This is a genomic window from Pseudomonas panipatensis, assembly GCF_900099785.1.
In the GTDB taxonomy this organism is placed as follows: Bacteria; Pseudomonadota; Gammaproteobacteria; order Pseudomonadales; family Pseudomonadaceae; genus Pseudomonas; species Pseudomonas panipatensis.
In genome coordinates this window covers 681657-696790 of record NZ_FNDS01000001.1, presented here as the reverse complement: position 1 = coordinate 696790, position 15134 = coordinate 681657, and the positions used below count along the sequence as shown (strand labels likewise).

17 protein-coding genes and 1 tRNA gene are annotated in these 15134 nt (G+C 63.8%); 9 read left to right on the top strand and 9 right to left on the bottom strand.

From position 1 onward, the window contains the following. The first annotated feature begins 5 nt into the window (after window positions 1-5). Complete coding sequence (locus tag BLQ74_RS03300; protein ID WP_090260810.1) at window positions 6-434, top strand: organic hydroperoxide resistance protein; 429 nt, start codon at window positions 6-8, stop codon at window positions 432-434. Between the two features lie 83 nt (window positions 435-517). Here BLQ74_RS03300 and efp read toward each other — a convergent pair whose 3' ends face one another. Together efp and earP are read right to left on the bottom strand one after the other, a co-directional pair. Then, window positions 518-1084, bottom strand: a complete 567-nt coding sequence (efp, locus tag BLQ74_RS03295; protein ID WP_090260808.1) for an elongation factor P — start codon at window positions 1082-1084, stop codon at window positions 518-520. Between the two features lie 41 nt (window positions 1085-1125). Then, the gene (gene earP / locus BLQ74_RS03290; protein WP_090260806.1) at window positions 1126-2256 is read right to left on the bottom strand and encodes an elongation factor P maturation arginine rhamnosyltransferase EarP; all 1131 of its coding nucleotides are present in this window, start codon (window positions 2254-2256) and stop codon (window positions 1126-1128) included. 165 nt (window positions 2257-2421) lie between these two features. On the opposite strand from earP, the gene BLQ74_RS03285 reads away from it, so the two are divergent. Next, window positions 2422-2511, top strand: a tRNA-Ser gene (locus BLQ74_RS03285). Between the two features lie 162 nt (window positions 2512-2673). Here BLQ74_RS03285 and BLQ74_RS03280 read toward each other — a convergent pair. Continuing rightward, complete coding sequence (locus BLQ74_RS03280; RefSeq protein WP_090260804.1) at window positions 2674-3879, bottom strand: MFS transporter; 1206 nt, start codon at window positions 3877-3879, stop codon at window positions 2674-2676. A gap of 308 nt (window positions 3880-4187) precedes the next feature. On the opposite strand from BLQ74_RS03280, the gene BLQ74_RS03275 reads away from it, so the two are divergent. Then, the gene (locus BLQ74_RS03275) at window positions 4188-4532 is read left to right on the top strand and encodes a LytR/AlgR family response regulator transcription factor (protein ID WP_090260802.1); all 345 of its coding nucleotides are present in this window, start codon (window positions 4188-4190) and stop codon (window positions 4530-4532) included. Window positions 4533-5316: 784 nt separating this feature from the next. Continuing rightward, window positions 5317-5568 (top strand): outer membrane lipoprotei OprI, encoded by a 252-nt coding sequence (gene oprI, locus BLQ74_RS03270; RefSeq protein ID WP_024128796.1) that lies wholly within the window; start codon window positions 5317-5319, stop codon window positions 5566-5568. A gap of 126 nt (window positions 5569-5694) precedes the next feature. Here oprI and BLQ74_RS03265 read toward each other — a convergent pair whose 3' ends face one another. From BLQ74_RS03265 to BLQ74_RS03255, 3 genes are all read right to left on the bottom strand, one after another. Beyond that, the gene (locus BLQ74_RS03265) at window positions 5695-6672 is read right to left on the bottom strand and encodes a L,D-transpeptidase family protein (RefSeq protein WP_090260800.1); all 978 of its coding nucleotides are present in this window, start codon (window positions 6670-6672) and stop codon (window positions 5695-5697) included. A 75-nt stretch (window positions 6673-6747) separates the two neighbouring features. After that, complete coding sequence (locus BLQ74_RS03260) at window positions 6748-7026, bottom strand: hypothetical protein (protein WP_090260798.1); 279 nt, start codon at window positions 7024-7026, stop codon at window positions 6748-6750. A 72-nt stretch (window positions 7027-7098) separates the two neighbouring features. Then, window positions 7099-7704 (bottom strand): arylesterase, encoded by a 606-nt coding sequence (locus tag BLQ74_RS03255; protein WP_090260797.1) that lies wholly within the window; start codon window positions 7702-7704, stop codon window positions 7099-7101. Window positions 7705-7714: 10 nt separating this feature from the next. Between BLQ74_RS03255 and BLQ74_RS03250 the strand changes: the two genes are divergently transcribed. Genes BLQ74_RS03250 through greB form a run of 3 tightly spaced genes read left to right on the top strand, consistent with a single transcriptional unit; the run spans window position 7715 to window position 11454 of the window. Further along, window positions 7715-8398 (top strand): ABC transporter ATP-binding protein, encoded by a 684-nt coding sequence (locus BLQ74_RS03250; RefSeq protein WP_090260796.1) that lies wholly within the window; start codon window positions 7715-7717, stop codon window positions 8396-8398. 9 nt (window positions 8399-8407) lie between these two features. Further along, a complete protein-coding gene (locus BLQ74_RS03245; protein ID WP_090261174.1) occupies window positions 8408-10900 on the top strand; it encodes an ABC transporter permease in 2493 nt (830 codons plus the stop codon). A 50-nt stretch (window positions 10901-10950) separates the two neighbouring features. Further along, window positions 10951-11454, top strand: a complete 504-nt coding sequence (gene greB / locus BLQ74_RS03240; RefSeq protein ID WP_090260794.1) for a transcription elongation factor GreB — start codon at window positions 10951-10953, stop codon at window positions 11452-11454. 51 nt (window positions 11455-11505) lie between these two features. Here the strand turns inward: greB and BLQ74_RS03235 are convergent, their stop codons facing one another. After that, complete coding sequence (locus BLQ74_RS03235) at window positions 11506-11826, bottom strand: hypothetical protein (protein WP_090260792.1); 321 nt, start codon at window positions 11824-11826, stop codon at window positions 11506-11508. Window positions 11827-12019: 193 nt separating this feature from the next. Here BLQ74_RS03235 and thpR point away from each other — a divergent pair, with 193 nt between their 5' ends. After that, window positions 12020-12556: an RNA 2',3'-cyclic phosphodiesterase gene (thpR, locus tag BLQ74_RS03230; protein ID WP_090260790.1), complete on the top strand. Its 537-nt coding sequence runs from the start codon at window positions 12020-12022 to the stop codon at window positions 12554-12556. On the opposite strand, the gene BLQ74_RS03225 is transcribed toward thpR, so the two are convergent. Then, a complete protein-coding gene (locus tag BLQ74_RS03225; RefSeq protein ID WP_090260789.1) occupies window positions 12543-13439 on the bottom strand; it encodes a LysR family transcriptional regulator in 897 nt (298 codons plus the stop codon). The genes thpR and BLQ74_RS03225 overlap by 14 nt on opposite strands. 93 nt (window positions 13440-13532) lie before the next feature. Between BLQ74_RS03225 and BLQ74_RS03220 the strand changes: the two genes are divergently transcribed. Next, a complete protein-coding gene (locus BLQ74_RS03220) occupies window positions 13533-14561 on the top strand; it encodes a YeiH family protein (protein WP_090260787.1) in 1029 nt (342 codons plus the stop codon). A 62-nt stretch (window positions 14562-14623) separates the two neighbouring features. On the opposite strand, the gene BLQ74_RS03215 is transcribed toward BLQ74_RS03220, so the two are convergent. Then, window positions 14624-15058 carry a DoxX family protein gene (locus tag BLQ74_RS03215; protein ID WP_090260785.1) on the bottom strand — a complete coding sequence of 145 codons (435 nt, stop codon included), beginning with the start codon at window positions 15056-15058 and terminating at the stop codon, window positions 14624-14626. Window positions 15059-15134 lie beyond the last annotated feature (76 nt).

Sequence of the window (15134 nt, the reverse complement as noted above, 5' to 3'; positions counted from 1 at the left end):
CCACCATGCACAGCATCAAAGCGCTCTACACCGCCACTGCCACCGCTACCGGGGGTCGCGACGGCCGCGCCGTCTCTTCCGACGGCATCCTCGACGTAAAACTCAGCACCCCGCGTGAACTGGGTGGCCAGGGTGGCGCTGCGACCAACCCGGAGCAGCTGTTCGCCGCCGGTTACTCGGCCTGCTTCATCGGCGCCCTGAAATTCGTCGCCAGCCAGAGCAAACGGCAGATCCCGGCCGACAGCTCGATCACCGGCAAGGTCGGTATCGGCCAGATCCCCGGCGGCTTCGGTCTGGAAGTGGAACTGAACATCAGCCTGCCCGGCCTGGATCGCACCGTCGCCGAAGAGCTGGTGGCCGCCGCCCATCAGGTCTGCCCCTACTCCAACGCCACCCGCGGCAACATCGAGGTACGCCTGAACGTCGCCGTTTGAAACCGCTCCAGCCCGAGCGCGACAAACAGCGGAAACGAAAAAGCCCGGCATCAAGCCGGGCTTTTTCCTGTCTCGGGTAAGGCTTAGGCCTTGACGCGGGACTTGTACTCGCCGGTGCGGGTATCGATCTCGATGGAGTCGCCGATTTCGCAGAAGGCGGAAACCTGGACTTCAGCACCGTTCTTCAGGCGGGCGGTCTTCATGACCTTGCCGGAAGTGTCGCCACGGACGGCCGGTTCGGTGTAGACGATTTCACGAACGATGGTGGTCGGCAGTTCGACGGAGATCACCTTGTCGTTGTAGAAGACCGCTTCGCAGACGTCGGTCATGCCGTCTTCGATGAAGGTCAGCACGCCTTCCAGATCGCCCTTCTCGATTTCGTACTGGTTGAATTCGGTGTCCATGAAGACGTACAGCGGATCGGCGAAGTAGGAGTAGGTCACTTCTTTGCGATCGAGGATGATCGGTTCCAGCTTGTCGTCAGCCTTGAACACGGTCTCGGTGCCGGCGCCGGTCAGCAGGTTCTTCAGCTTCATCTTCACGACGGCGCTGTTACGGCCGGACTTGTTGAACTCGGCCTTCTGGATGACCCAGGGGGCGCCATTGATGTTGGCTACCTGGCCGGCGCGGAACTCTTGAGCGGTTTTCATACGAATATCCGATTGGATTGGAGACAAAAACAGGGGACGTATCATATCCAATTTGTATAAAAACGCACCAGCCCCATGGCGAGATCCGGCTGCCGAGCGCATTCATCGCTCCAATGCAGCGCCCACTGCGTCCACTGTGGCAGCTGCCGCTCCAGTGCCGGCCAGGCCTCGGCCAACTCGCCGCGGCCATTCCACGCCCCCCAGCAGGCCAGCAGCGGCGCCTTCAGCCCGTCACTCATTCCGGCGGTATAAAGCGCCAGGAATGCATCCAGCTTATCCAGGTGAATGGCTTCTTCCTGCTCATAGATATGCCAGATGAACGGCCGCCCCGCCCACTGCGCGCGAACGAAGGAGTCCTCACCGCGAACCGCATTCAGGTCGCAGCTCCACAGCAACAGGTCGTAATCCTCCTGGCGCACGAACGGCAACACCTGAATACGCAGGTTGCCGCGCCTGTGCTGTTCGCCGACGGTCAGGCCGGGCCGGCCGAGCCATGCGGCAACATCCCCCAGCACCCGCCCCTCCGGCACCAGCAGGCAGGTCAGCCGATCAGCCCCAGCCAAGGCATCCAGCCATGTCGCCAGCACCGGGTTTTCGTAGGCGAACAGCGATATCAGCCGCTCGCCCTCGCCCACCTGCACGCCCATGGAGTCGAGAAAAGCCTGTCGCTGCGCGGGGTCGGCCTGGAAACGTCGCCGCCTGTCGAGCAGATCGGCCTCGCGAAGCAAACCGCCGGTACCGCGCTGGAATCCGGGAAAGAAGAAATACTTCTCCAGGCCGCAGGGCTGCATGGACGGCAGCCCATGGCAGGACTCCACCCAGCTCTCGGCACTGAGGTATTCGAGGTTGAGCCACAGCGGCCGGACAGCACGGCTGCGCATGGCCTCCACATAGGCGGCCGGGAGTGGACAGGCGAACGCCTCGATGACCACATCGGCCGCTGGAGTGTCGATCCACGCCGGCGGCCAGTGGCACACCTCGACGCCAGCCTGGGATTGCCGCGTCAGCCTCGGATCGGCTTGCGGACACAAGCGCGCGAAGGATGCCAGGTCATCGACCCAAAGGCGCACCTGCTGGCCATGCTCCCCGGCCAACTGACGAGCCAGACGCCAGGTCACACCTATGTCGCCGTAGTTGTCGACCACGCTGCAGAAAATATCCCAACTCGCCATTGCGTCCGCCTTGCTGACTGGATGCGCCAGTGTAGCAAGCGGAGCCCCCTCGGAATTTCCCCTTGGCCGCCTTAACCCGATGAATCTTTTGAAAAAAAGATTTGCCTTTAGGAATTCATTCGGATAAATTGCGCGCCTCGACAGACAAGGCGCTGTCGAAATTCTGGTGAGGTGTCCGAGCGGTTGAAGGAGCACGCCTGGAAAGTGTGTATACGGGAAACCGTATCGAGGGTTCGAATCCCTCCCTCACCGCCAGATAGCAACAAACGAAAAGCCCCGTGAATCCTAGCGATCACGGGGCTTTTCGTTTTCGCCGCGAAAAAGCGCCGGGCGAGAACACCCAGCCGCACCCAGTCACCGAAAGAGCTCTCCGTAAGCCTCCCGCCCCGCCAGCCGAGCGAGCGACCGCCAACGCCGCTACGCCCCTCCGCGATTGCGTAAAGCGCTCCATGCCAACCCTGACAGCGCCAGCAGACAGAATACTGCTCCCGAGTAGAACGCCATCGCCGGCCCAAAGCGATCCCACACCAACCCCGCCACGACACTGGCTATCAACATGGCCAGCCCACTGACCAGGTTGAACAAGCCAAACGCCGTGCCACGAAGCTCGGCCGGCGCAGTCTGCGCCACCATTGCCGCCAGCAACCCCTGAGTCATCCCCATGTGCAACCCCCACAGCCCCACCCCGAGCAACACCAGCAGCCAATGCTGGCTGACGCCCAACACCAGATCGGCCGCGATCAGCACGACGAGCCCCATGGCCAGGAGTTTCGGATGGCTCATCCGATCGGATAGCCAACCAAAGGGATAGGCAGTCAGGCTGTAAACCAGGTTCATGACCACCATGACCAACGGAACGAACGCCAGCGGAACGCCCTCCTGGTGCGCCCGCAGAACCAGAAAGGCCTCGCTGAAGCGAGCGAGGGTGAACATCGCCCCCACCCCGACAACCCGCCAATAGGGCAACGACAGACGCCGGAGGTTTGTCTTGGTGATGGGATTGCTACGGCGCCCACCGCTCTCCTGCCTGGGCTCATCGACACCGAAATAAAGCAACAGAACCGCCAACAGCGCGGGCAGGATGGCCACCCAGAAAACCGCCCTGAAATCATCTGCCCACAGGAGCATCAACCCAGCAGCCAGCAGGGGACCGGCGAATGCGCCGACGGTATCCAGCGACTGACGCAATCCAAAGGCCGCGCCTCGCAGGTGCACCGGCGTCAAATCGGCCACCAAGGCATCGCGCGGAGCGCCACGAATCCCCTTGCCAATCCGGTCGACGATCCTCGCCGCGAATACCGTGCCCAGGCCCATCGATAGGGCGAAAAAAGGCTTGGTCACGGTAGCCAGGCCGTACCCGAGCAGCGCCAGCCCCTTGCGCCTGCCCAGGTAATCGCTGAAGACACCGGAAAAGACCTTGATGATCAAGGTCACCGACTCTGCGATCCCCTCTATCAAGCCCACCGCCAGCGCACTAGCCCCCAACGTGGTCACCATGAACAGCGGGAGCAGGCTGTGAATCATCTCCGACGACACATCCATCAGGAGACTGACAGAACCAAGCACCCACACGCCCTTGGGGATTTGGCGCAGGGTGCTGATGGGCTTTTTTGAGGTAGGCATCTATGTCACTCCAATGAAGAGCGCGAACCAAGCGCTTGACCGGACCGAGCCCCAGCCCCGCCGATAAAATAGTCCAGGTACATCAGGCACGGATCGTCCTCCCGCAACAGCTCCCCATCCATCATCAGCATGGGCGTACCCGCACCAGTACGACACCCACCAGCCCCTCGACAGCACACAGCCCCCAAGGCGCCGGCAATAACCGTGACACCGTTCACAAAGCCAAGCACCGCCGGGCATCGAACTATCAAATTGACAATTTATTTACACAGCCATGGGGAGGATTCGAGACGACGAGGAGAGCCGAAATGAGACAGCGCCTTACAGCCCAGGTGGGCAGATCGTTGTATGTCGTCGAGACAAAGGACATCACCCATTTCACCGCCGAGGCGAAGTACGTGACCGTCCACAGCCCATACGGCGAACTGCTATTCGACGGAACACTGAAAGCTCTCGAGGAAGAGTTCAACGACGACTTCATCCGCATTCACCGCAGCTTCCTCGTACGCAAATGCCTGCTGAGCGACTTCCGCTGGAAGAGCAACAACTGGACCGTGCGCATCCACGGAACGACCATCACACTCCCCGTTAGTCGACGCAAGCAACAGGAAGTATCGGAATTGCTCGGACTGGAAACCCAAAAAAGCGCCTAGGCCAGCCGCGGCACATCGAATGCCGATTCACCCCGACTACCTCGCACACCCCGGCCGACGACCTCCACGGAACTATTGGAAACCCCTCGCCAGCTCTGCCTGTATGCATGCGCGATTCAATTGCTACGCGACAGCACGGCAGCGCCGGAAGAAACGCCCGGCAGCTCGAATGGAACGCACACGACGATTCTCCGAGCAGCAATCGAAATGGCGCACTCACTGGATCACATCCGACTTGCCTCGACGCACATATAAGCTGCTCACCGTCGAAATCAGCAGCGGAATCGGCCGATTGGTTACGCTTTAACCACCCAAGCGAATATCCCGAGAGTTTGCGTATAAAAGTTCGCGATAAGGTCTTGACAAGCAGAGCGCAAATCGGAGCGATCGATTCAATCAAACGCCTGACAAACAGATGAAGTTAGCCAATCGCTTTGGTTGCTCTTGCATTACTAGCGGCCACCCACAAGAAGTTGCCGGTTCGGCAAATGCTGACAGCCGAATTAGCACTTCAACGATAGCCATTCTCAGACGCCATGCCGCAGCCCGGAGCACCTGCCGCGGACCAGCCAGGCTCAGGGTCGCGCCTCAGGCGTCATTTGCACATTTTTTGCACAACTGCACGGTCCGATAACTGCAAACTCTGCTCCAACATGAAAAAAAAGTGCTCTACTTGCGCTTGGTCAGTTTACTTACTACAAGTAATGAGTACTATGTAGTCCGGCTAATTTCCCAGTCATGGGAGATTGCTTTTAATGGAAATGTCCACCTTAAGGGGAACACGATGAACAACGTTCTGAAATTCTCTGCTCTGGCTCTGGCTGCTGTTCTGGCCACCGGTTGCAGCAGCCACTCGAAAGAAACCGAAGCCCGTCTGACCGCTACCGAAGACGCCGCTGCCCGTGCTCAAGCCCGCGCTGACGAAGCCTATCGTCACGCTGACGAAGCTCTGGCCGCTGCTCAGAAAGCCCAGCAGACTGCTGACGAGGCTAACGAGCGCGCTCTGCGTATGCTGGACAAAGCCAGCCGCAAGTAATAGATCCTCGGATCTATTCAAAAAGCCGACCTCTCGAGGTCGGCTTTTTTGTGTCCTCGATTTCTTCGGGCAAGAAAAAACCCGCTTGACCTGGGCCAGCGGGTTTCTTCGACGATCAGAGAGAGATCAGGGCAACTGCTCGGGGTTCTGGCTCGCCGCCACCGGCGCATTCTGACCTTGCGCCTGCGGTTGGGCGATTGCCACGGGCAGTCCATCCTCGGCGGCCACTACCTCACGCACGACATTCCAATCCATCTGCATCTGGTTGGCGATGTCCTCGCGCTTGAGCAGGGCATTGATGACCGCAGTGTGCTTGTCGACCACCGACGGATTGCCGTGATCATCAATCGGCGTGTGCGCTTCGAGATAGATCTTCCCGCCGCTACGGCCGAATTTGTACGGCTCGTTGATGATGCGTACCGAGGTCCCTACCGGCACCAGCGGGAACAGATGAGTGACATCGTTGTTGTACATACGGAAGCAGCCGTGACTGGTCCGCGTGCCGATGCCGAATTTCTTGTTCGAGCCATGGATCAGATAGCCAGGAACCCCCAGCGACATCTTGTACGGGCCCAGCGGGTTATCGGGGCCCGGCGGAATCACGGTCGGCAGCGGATCGCCATCGGCGGCGTGCTCGGCACGAATCGACGCCGGCGGATACCAGGCCGGGTCCTTGGTCTTGGCGACGATACTGGTGTGCGCGACCGGCGAACCCCAGCCTTCACGACCGATACCCAGCGGGTAGGTGTAAACCACATTCTGCCCTTTCGGGTAGTAGTAGAGGCGGTACTCGGCGATGTTGATGACGATGCCTTCGCGCGGTCCCGGCGGCAGGATGAAGCGCGTCGGAATGATCACTTCGGTGCCGACGCCGGGCAGCCAGGCATCGACACCCGGGTTGGCGGCGATCATTTCCTGATAGCCCAGGTCATAGGTCTGACCCAGGTCAGCGAAGGTATCTTCGTACTTTGCCTTAATGACCTGCACTTGGCCGACGACATCCTCGCCCGGCGGCGGCAACGGCAGCTCTAGAGCAGAAACGGGGCCTGCCGAAAGCAGCGCGGCAAACGACAGCGAGCAGGCGGCGAAAACGCGGGACAGCATCCGAGGAATCCTTGACGAGAGCGGTTGGCGAAAAGGGCAATAGTGTAACACTCAGACCCCATTGACTGGGAGAGTTCAAACCAGCCAGGAGAAGCGTTCGCCGCGCTTTTCATTTTCCAGCCGTTTCAGGCACTCGACGCACAACCGACGATCCCGCAGCAATTGCCGCTCAGCCTCTCGCCAGAGCGGTTGCGCTGGCAGCAACCCACCGCAGAGGGTGCGATCGGCCGGGGTGCCGAGCTCCAACTGGCGGGCGACGAGATGCACGCGCACCTCGCGGCAAGCGAACAGATCGAGCTGTTGATCGGGCTCGATCAGCTGGTAAGCGAAGAGGGTCCAGGCGGGGCGGGACATGGTGGCTCCTGAAGGGTGCGCAAACATAGCGGAAAGCCCCCGCGCGGGGAAGCCTTCCAAGGTGTTCGGCACTCAGAGCATGGGCTTGAGTTGCGGCCACATATTATCCAGCAGACGCGGCTGGGCAACCGCGGCCGGATGGATGCCGTCGGGCTGCATCATGTTCGCGACGCCACCGACACCGTCCAGGAAAAAGGGTACCAGCGCCACCTTGTTCACCTCGGCGACATGCTGGAACACCTGGGAGAAAGCCTGGTTGTAGCGCTCGCCGTAATTCGGCGGCAGTCGCATACCCAGCAACAGCACCTTTGCACCAGCCTGCTGGGAGGCGGACACCATGGCGGTAAGGTTTTGTTGCATTTGCAGCAGCGGCAGCCCGCGCAGGCCATCGTTGCCTCCCAATTCGATCACCACCACCTGCGGCTTTTCACCGGAAAGCAGCGCCGGCAGGCGTGCCAGCCCACCGGCACTGGTGTCGCCGCTGATGGAGGCGTTGACCACCTTGTAGCTGGTCCCTTGCGCCTTCAGACGTTGCTCCAGCAGGGACACCCAGCCCTGGCTGGTATCCAGGCCCAAACCGGCGCTGATACTATCCCCGACCACCAGCAGCGTCTGCGCCGCGGCTTGCTGCGCGAGCAGGAGCAAAGCCAGGCAGCCGCTCAACAGCCATGTACGCATCGGACCCTCCATGAGCGAATGCATTCTTACCGCGCATCACCTTAGCAAGGTCGTGCCCAGCGCGGAAGGCGAGCTGACCATCCTCCACGACCTCTCCCTGCAGTTGCAGCGTGGCGACAGCCTGGCCATCGTCGGCAGCTCCGGTTCTGGCAAGTCCACCCTCCTCGGCCTGCTCGCCGGCCTCGACCAACCCAGCGGCGGCGGCGTGGTGCTGGCCGGGCACCACCTGGACAATCTCGACGAGGATCAGCGTGCGCGGGTGCGCGCCACCCATGTCGGTTTCGTCTTCCAGTCGTTCCAACTGCTCGACAGCCTCAATGCCCTGGAGAACGTCATGCTGCCGCTGGAACTGGAGGGCCGCGGCGACGCCCGCCCACGCGCCCGCGAGCTGCTCGAACGCGTCGGCCTGGGCCAACGCCTGACGCACTACCCGCGCCAGCTCTCCGGCGGCGAACAACAGCGGGTGGCGATTGCCCGCGCCTTTGCCGCCGAGCCCGACGTGCTGTTCGCCGACGAGCCGACCGGCAACCTGGATAGCGCTACGGGCGAGCGCATCAGCGACCTGCTCTTCGAACTCAACCGCGAGCGCCATACCACCCTGGTCCTGGTCACCCATGACGAGCGCCTGGCGCACCGCTGCCAACGGCAGATTCGCCTGGAAAACGGGCACCTGATCGAGCATCTGGAGCCCTGAATGAAGTCGCTGTCGCTGCCGCGCCTGTTCGCTCTGTCGCTGCGTCAACTGCTGCGCGAGTCCCACAGCGGCGAATTGCGCGTGCTGTTCTTCGCCCTCCTGGTGGCGGTGGCCGCCAGTTCCGCCATCGGCTACTTCAGCGCCCGTCTGAATGGCGCCATGCTGGTCCGTGCCGCCGAGTTCCTCGGCGCCGACCTGGTACTCAGCGGTACCCAACCGGCCAGCGCCACGCAGATCGCCAGCGGCACCGAACGCGGTCTGAAGCACGCCCGCAGCGTCGAGTTTTCCAGTGTCATCGCCACCGACCAGGGCATCCAACTGAGCAGTGTCAAAGCGGTGGACGATGCCTATCCCCTGCGCGGCGAACTGAAAAGCGCAGCGGCACCACTGCAGCCCGAGCAAGCCGGCGGCCGGCCGCAGCCTGGCGAGGTCTGGGTCGAGGCACGCCTGCTCAACAGTCTGGAATTGAAGGTCGGCGACAGCATCGAGGTTGGCCGGCAGAGCCTGCGCATCGCCCGCGTGCTGACCTACGAGCCGGATCGCGCCGGTGACTTCTACAGCCTGACGCCACGGGTACTGATGCACCTGCATGACCTGGACGCGACCGGCGTCGTGCAACCGGGCAGCCGGGTACGCTATCGCGACCTCTGGGAAGGTCCGGCGCAAAACCTCGGTGCCTATCGCACAGCGGTGGAAGGCAGCTTGGCAGCGAACCAGCAATTGCTCGACGCCCACCACGGCAACCGCCAGATCGGCGACGCACTCGACCGCGCCGAACGCTACCTGAACCTCGCCAGCCTGGCCGCCATCCTCCTCGCCGGCGTCGCGGTGGCGCTATCGGCCAACCGTTTCGCTGCTCGTCGCTTCGACGCCAGCGCCCTGCTCCGCTGCCTCGGCCTGTCGAGCCGGCAGACGCTGCTTTTATATAGCCTGCAACTGTTGGCCCTTGGCATAGTGGCCAGCCTGTGCGGCGCCCTGCTTGGCTGGCTGGCGCAGCTCGGCCTGATCGCGCTCCTCGGCGATCTGCTGCCGCCACAGATCCCCGCGGCGGGCGCCCTACCCGCCATCGCTGGCGTCGCCACCGGCCTGGTCGCCCTGGCGGGCTTCGCACTGCCGCCGCTGGCGGCGCTGGGCCGGGTCCCGCCGCTGCGGGTACTGCGCAACGATCTGCAGCCGGTGCCCATGCGCAGTTGGCTAGCCTATACCTGCGCGCTCTTCGCCCTCGGTCTGATCATGTGGCGTCTGAGTCTCGACCTGCGCCTGACCCTGGCTCTGCTCGGTGGCGGGGTCATCGCCGCCGCGCTGCTGGGCGGCGCCCTGCTCCTGGCCCTGAACGGACTGCGCCGCCTGCTGGCGCGCGCCAGCCTGTCCTGGCGCCTGGGGCTGGGCCAGTTGCTGCGCCACCCCTTGGCCGCTGCCGGCCAGTGCCTGGCCTTCGGCCTGATCCTCCTGGCCATGGCGCTGATCGCGCTGCTGCGCGGCGAACTGATGGACACCTGGCACGCGCAACTGCCCGCCAACGCGCCCAACTATTTCGCCTTGAACATACTGCCCGCGGAAAAAGCCGCCTTCGAAAAGCAGCTCAGGGACCTGTCACCGCATGCCGAGGCGCTCTTCCCCATGGTTCCGGGACGACTGGTGGCGGTGAATGGCCAGCCGGTACAGGCGCTCAGTGAAGACGTGCGCAGCGAACGCGCGCTGCAACGCGACCTCGGCCTGACCTGGTCGCAAGCCCTGCCGGCCGGCAACCAAGTGGTGGCCGGCCAGTGGTGGCAAGACACACCGGGCAGCGGCCTGCCGGGCGTCTCGGTGGAAGCGAAGCTCGCCGGCAACCTCGGGATCAAGGTCGGTGACCGTCTCAGCTTCAGTGTCGCCGGGCAGACCCGCGACGCCGAAGTGCGCAGCCTGCGCTCGGTGAAATGGGACAACTTCCAGCCGAATTTCTTCATGGTCTTCCAGCCCGGTACCCTCGGCGATCTGCCGGTGACCTACCTGACCAGTTTCTACCTGCCCTCCAGCGACCTACGCAGCCCGATCGAGCTGGCGCGTGCCTTCCCGACCGTCACTTTGCTGCCGGTGGACGTGCTGTTGACGCAACTGCGCAGCATCCTCGACCAGGTCACGCTGGCGATCGAGTACGTGCTGGTGTTCGTGTTGGCCGCCGGCTTCGCGGTTCTCTTTGCCGGCTTGCAGGCCACCCTGGACGAACGCCTGCGCCAAGGCGCCCTGTTGCGCGCGCTGGGCGCCGAGCGTGAACTCCTGCTGCGCACGCGGCGCAGCGAGTTCGCCCTGCTCGGCGCCGTCAGCGGCCTGCTCGCCGCGCTGGGCTGCGAGCTGATCAGCTATCTGCTCTACCACCTGGTCTTCGATCTGCCCTGGCATCCACACGCCTGGCTGCTGGCATTGCCGCTCATTGGTGCCCTGCTGGTCGGTGCCGCGGGCCTGCTCGGCACACGCAAGGCCCTGACGCTGAGCCCCCTGCACCTGCTACGCGAAGGCTGATCGGGTAGACTCCGCGCATCCCCTACGCAGTACGGAAAGTCCGCCGCCCCATGAGCCGCTACCGTCCGCCGCGCACCGCCGGCACCCCCCTGATCACCCCCGAAGGCGAAGCGCGCCTGCGCGCCGAACTGCACGAACTGTGGAACGTCCGCCGGCCACAAGTGACCCAGGCGGTGAGTGAAGCCGCCGCCCTCGGCGACCGCTCGGAAAACGCCGAGTACATCTACGGCAAGAAGATGCTGCGCGAGATCGACAGCCGCGTGCGTTTTCTGCGCAAGCGTCTGGAAAACCTCAAGGTGGTGCGCGAGCGCCCGGGCGATCCGAACAAGGTGTATTTCGGCGCCTGGGTCACCCTGGAAGATGAAGACGGCGAGCAGGCTCGCTACCGGATCGTCGGACCTGACGAACTGGATCTGCGCAACAACCTGATCAGCATCGACTCGCCACTCGCCCGCGCCCTGGTCGGCAAGGAACTCGACGCCGAGGTCCTGGTGCATAGCCCGGCGGGCGAGAAACTCTGGTTCATCATCGAAATCGAGTACCCACAGCCCTGAGCACAGGCGCCCCCGCTGCCACGAAGGCGCGGGGCCTGTCACTGGCGCGGTTCAGAGCGCCGGCGGGCGGCGGGTGATCAGGCCCTGACGGGCGACACGGGTGAGTTCATGGACCAGCGCCTCCAGCTCGGTCGTCAGCGGTGCCTGGACCACGGCGAAGTCGAAACTGTCGTCGGCGAAGCGGGCGATCTCCGGGAGATCGCGGGCGAACTGAATGAGGAAGGTGCGCGATCCCTGCCAGCGCTTCGGCCAGCCTTCGAGGTAACGGACCAGGGTTGGCTGATGATTGCCGCCAAGGAGAATACGCGGGTTACGCCGGAGCAGACCGGTGGTAATGGGGGCCAGGCGCACTTGGGGGTTGGCACAGGTCATGGTGTCATGTCTCCGCCTCTCGAGTCCTGCTGGACGCGGTGAGAGGCACACCGAACCAGCGCTTTAGCGGTATTTCGATGCCCCGGAAGGCATCCGCGCCCCGCAAGTTGCTACTTAAATCGGCGCTGAGCGGCATCCTAGAGAAGCCCCGGCGATACTGTCAAGGCGACTTCCGGTTGAGGAGAAAGCCTCCATGAGCACGCCACCTTTGCGGTTGTTCTTTGCCCTTCCCTGTCCGGACGACGTGCGCACGCCACTCTGCACCTGGCGCGACAGCCTGGCCATCGACGGCCAACCGGTAGCGCCGGCCAACCTGCACATGACCCTGGCGTTCCTCGGGGCGGTGCCGCGCGGGCGCAAGGCCGAACTTTTCGCGCTGGGGGCGGGAATGCCCCGCGAACCCTTCGATCTGCATCTGGACCAGTTGGTGCTATGGCGCAGCGGCATCCTCCATCTGGCGCCCAGCCAATTCCCGGAGGCGCTGCCCGCACTGGTCCATGCACTGCACCAGGCGCTGTGCGCCGGGGGCTTCGAGATAGAAAAGCGACCCTTTCGCCCGCACCTGACCCTGGCCCGGCACTGCCGCCACTTGCCGGAGGGCCAGGCGAGCTTCCATTGGCCGGCGCGCTCGCTGGTGCTGTACAGCTCGGAAAACTCCGCGCGCGGCACGCAATACCGTGCCATCGGTGAATGGCCGCTGCACGGCGCAACGCTGCTCAGCCCCGATTGACCGACGCCCAGCCGTCAGCGAAATCAAGGAAGCGGCGCAGCCCGGCGGTGGGGTATTTGTCGATGTGCAGGGCACGGAAAAAGGTGCGCCGCAATGGCCCCAGGGTATGCGCCAGCGCGACCAGTTCGCCGCGCGCCAGCTCGCCCGCCACCACTCTTCGCGACAGGCAACTGATGCCGATCCCCTTGGCCACCAGGTGCTTGATCGCTTCGGCATTGCTCACTTCCAGCGGTGCCTCCAGGCTACCGAGCCGCGGCAGCAACTGCTGCTCGAAGGTCACCCGCGTACCGGACCCCGCCTCGCGCAGGATCCAGCGCGCCGCCGCCAACGCCCCGGAGTCGAGCACACCGGCAGTCGCCAGAGGATGCCCTGGAGCCGCCACCAGCAGCAGTTCATCCTCGACCCACGGCAGCAATTGCACCTGCGGGTGCTGGATGGGCGCCTCGATGAAGGCCACGTCCAGGCGAAACTCGCAGAGTGCGGCGAGAATCTCGCGGCTGTTGGCGACCTGCAGTTGCAGGCGACTGTCGGGCAGTTCGGCCAGAAAGCCGGCCATGACCTGCGGCAGCAGATAACCACCGATGCTGCGGCTGGCGCCGAGGCTGAGCTGTACCGGCGCCTGCTGGAACAGCGCCTCCAGTTCAGCGCCCTGGTCGAGCAGCGCACACGCCTTGGGATAGAGGGCGCGGCCGTTGTCATTCAGCGCCAGGCGCTTGCCGCTGCGATCGAACAGGCGCGTCTGCAGTGTGCGTTCCAGCTCCTGCAGCGCCTGGCTGGCGGCCGACTGCGAAAGCGCGATGGCGGCAGCGGCCTGGGTGACGTTGCCATGCTCGGCGATGGCGGCGAAGGTGGCGAGCTGGCGGAGCGTGATGCGCGGGGCCATATCGGTAAAACCGTTTGATCCAATCAGAACAATCCGTTTCTACACTAAGAGTGCGCGCCGCACCATGACTGCACCTTACACAAGGAGTCCGTCATGCCTACCCTTTTGCGCCGCTTCCCCTTGCTGCTCCCCGGCGCCCTCCTGTGCCTGCTCATCGCTGGCGCCGCCCATCTCCTGGTCGCTATCCCCGAGCTCCAGCACCTTGGCCTCGGCAGCCTGACACTGGCCATCCTCCTCGGCCTGCTGGTCGGCAACCTCGGCGCCGCGCGTTTCGGCAAGCTGCGTCCGGGGGTGGAACTGTCGCGCCAGCAATTGCTGCGCCTGGGCGTGGTGCTGTATGGCCTGCGCCTGACCTTCCAGGACATCGCCGCGCTCGGTCCGGCGGCCTTGGTCATCGATGTGCTGATGGTCGCCAGCACCTTGCTCGTCGCCTGGTGGATCGGTGTGCGCTGGTTGCGCCTGCCGCGCGAAAGCGCCCTGCTGATCGGCGCCGGCAGCGCCATCTGCGGCGCCGCCGCGGTCATGGCGAGCAGCCCGGTGCTGCGCGCCCGCGCCGAACACACCGCGGTGGCGGTGGCCACGGTCGTGTTGTTCGGCACCTTGGCAATGCTGCTGCATCCACTGCTCTTCAGCTACCTGCCGCACCTGTTCGGCAGCAGCAAGGCCTTCGGTATCTTCAGCGGCTCGACCATCCACGAAGTCGCCCAGGTGGTCGCCGCCGGTCGTGCCATGGACCCGGCGGCCGCCGACGCGGCGCTGATCAGCAAGATGCTGCGGGTTCTGCTACTGGCACCGGCGCTGCTCTGCCTGGGGCGCTTCGGCGCCGCCGATGCGCAAGCCGGAGCCAAGCGCCGGTTGAACATTCCCGGTTTCGCCGTCGCTTTCCTCGCCGTGACCGCGCTGCGCTCGCTGGGCCTGGTGCCGGAATCCTGGCTGGCGCCGTTGCAGCAACTGGACGAAGTCTTGCTGGGGATGGCCATGGCTGCATTGGGGCTGGCCACCCGCCTTGGCGACCTGCGTCGCGAAGGGCCGAAACCGCTGCTGCTGGGGGCAGGCCTGTTCCTCTTCCTGCTGCTTGGCGGCGGACTGATCAACAGCGCGGTGCAGCACCTGCTGGGTTGATCGCGCCAAAAAGAAAAAAGGGCGGATGCCAATGGCATCCGCCCTTTTCGTCAGCGGCAGGATCAGCTGGACAGCTTGCGGTCCAGGGAGAAGGGACCGGCGCCGCTGATCAGCACCGCCACACTGATCATGATCAGGGTGAAGGCGTACTCGTAGCCACCGCTGGTAATGAAGAAGCCGTTGGCGATATGCACACTGAACACAGCCACCAGCATGGCGACGATCAACGGGATACTGGCCAGGCGCACCAGCAAGCCGAGCACCAGCGCCAGGCCACCGAAGAATTCGGCGGAGCCGGCCAGGGTCGCCATCAGGTAGCCGGGCGTCACCCCGAGGGACTCCAGCCATTGCGCCGTGCCCTGCAAACCCGGGCCGCTGAACAGGCCGAACAGCTTCTGCGAACCGTGGGCCATGAAGGTCAGGCCGGTGGTGATACGCAGCACGGCCAGACCAGCGCCGGCCTGGGTGGACATGATCGATTTGACGAGAGCGTTCATGGGGTAATCCTTATGCAGTGGAAGTGGGAGGCAACCGTTGTTGCTGTCCATCAATATAGACCATTAATTCGATATA

Coding starts and splice junctions, on each gene's coding strand:
- BLQ74_RS03300 (WP_090260810.1), top strand. CDS start 6: ATGCACAGCATCAAAGCGCTCTACACCGCCACTGCCACCGCTACCGGG.
- efp (WP_090260808.1), bottom strand. CDS start 1,084: ATGAAAACCGCTCAAGAGTTCCGCGCCGGCCAGGTAGCCAACATCAAT.
- earP (WP_090260806.1), bottom strand. CDS start 2,256: ATGGCGAGTTGGGATATTTTCTGCAGCGTGGTCGACAACTACGGCGAC.
- BLQ74_RS03280 (WP_090260804.1), bottom strand. CDS start 3,879: ATGCCTACCTCAAAAAAGCCCATCAGCACCCTGCGCCAAATCCCCAAG.
- BLQ74_RS03275 (WP_090260802.1), top strand. CDS start 4,188: ATGAGACAGCGCCTTACAGCCCAGGTGGGCAGATCGTTGTATGTCGTC.
- oprI (WP_024128796.1), top strand. CDS start 5,317: ATGAACAACGTTCTGAAATTCTCTGCTCTGGCTCTGGCTGCTGTTCTG.
- BLQ74_RS03265 (WP_090260800.1), bottom strand. CDS start 6,672: ATGCTGTCCCGCGTTTTCGCCGCCTGCTCGCTGTCGTTTGCCGCGCTG.
- BLQ74_RS03260 (WP_090260798.1), bottom strand. CDS start 7,026: ATGTCCCGCCCCGCCTGGACCCTCTTCGCTTACCAGCTGATCGAGCCC.
- BLQ74_RS03255 (WP_090260797.1), bottom strand. CDS start 7,704: ATGCGTACATGGCTGTTGAGCGGCTGCCTGGCTTTGCTCCTGCTCGCG.
- BLQ74_RS03250 (WP_090260796.1), top strand. CDS start 7,715: ATGAGCGAATGCATTCTTACCGCGCATCACCTTAGCAAGGTCGTGCCC.
- greB (WP_090260794.1), top strand. CDS start 10,951: ATGAGCCGCTACCGTCCGCCGCGCACCGCCGGCACCCCCCTGATCACC.
- BLQ74_RS03235 (WP_090260792.1), bottom strand. CDS start 11,826: ATGACCTGTGCCAACCCCCAAGTGCGCCTGGCCCCCATTACCACCGGT.
- thpR (WP_090260790.1), top strand. CDS start 12,020: ATGAGCACGCCACCTTTGCGGTTGTTCTTTGCCCTTCCCTGTCCGGAC.
- BLQ74_RS03225 (WP_090260789.1), bottom strand. CDS start 13,439: ATGGCCCCGCGCATCACGCTCCGCCAGCTCGCCACCTTCGCCGCCATC.
- BLQ74_RS03220 (WP_090260787.1), top strand. CDS start 13,533: ATGCCTACCCTTTTGCGCCGCTTCCCCTTGCTGCTCCCCGGCGCCCTC.
- BLQ74_RS03215 (WP_090260785.1), bottom strand. CDS start 15,058: ATGAACGCTCTCGTCAAATCGATCATGTCCACCCAGGCCGGCGCTGGT.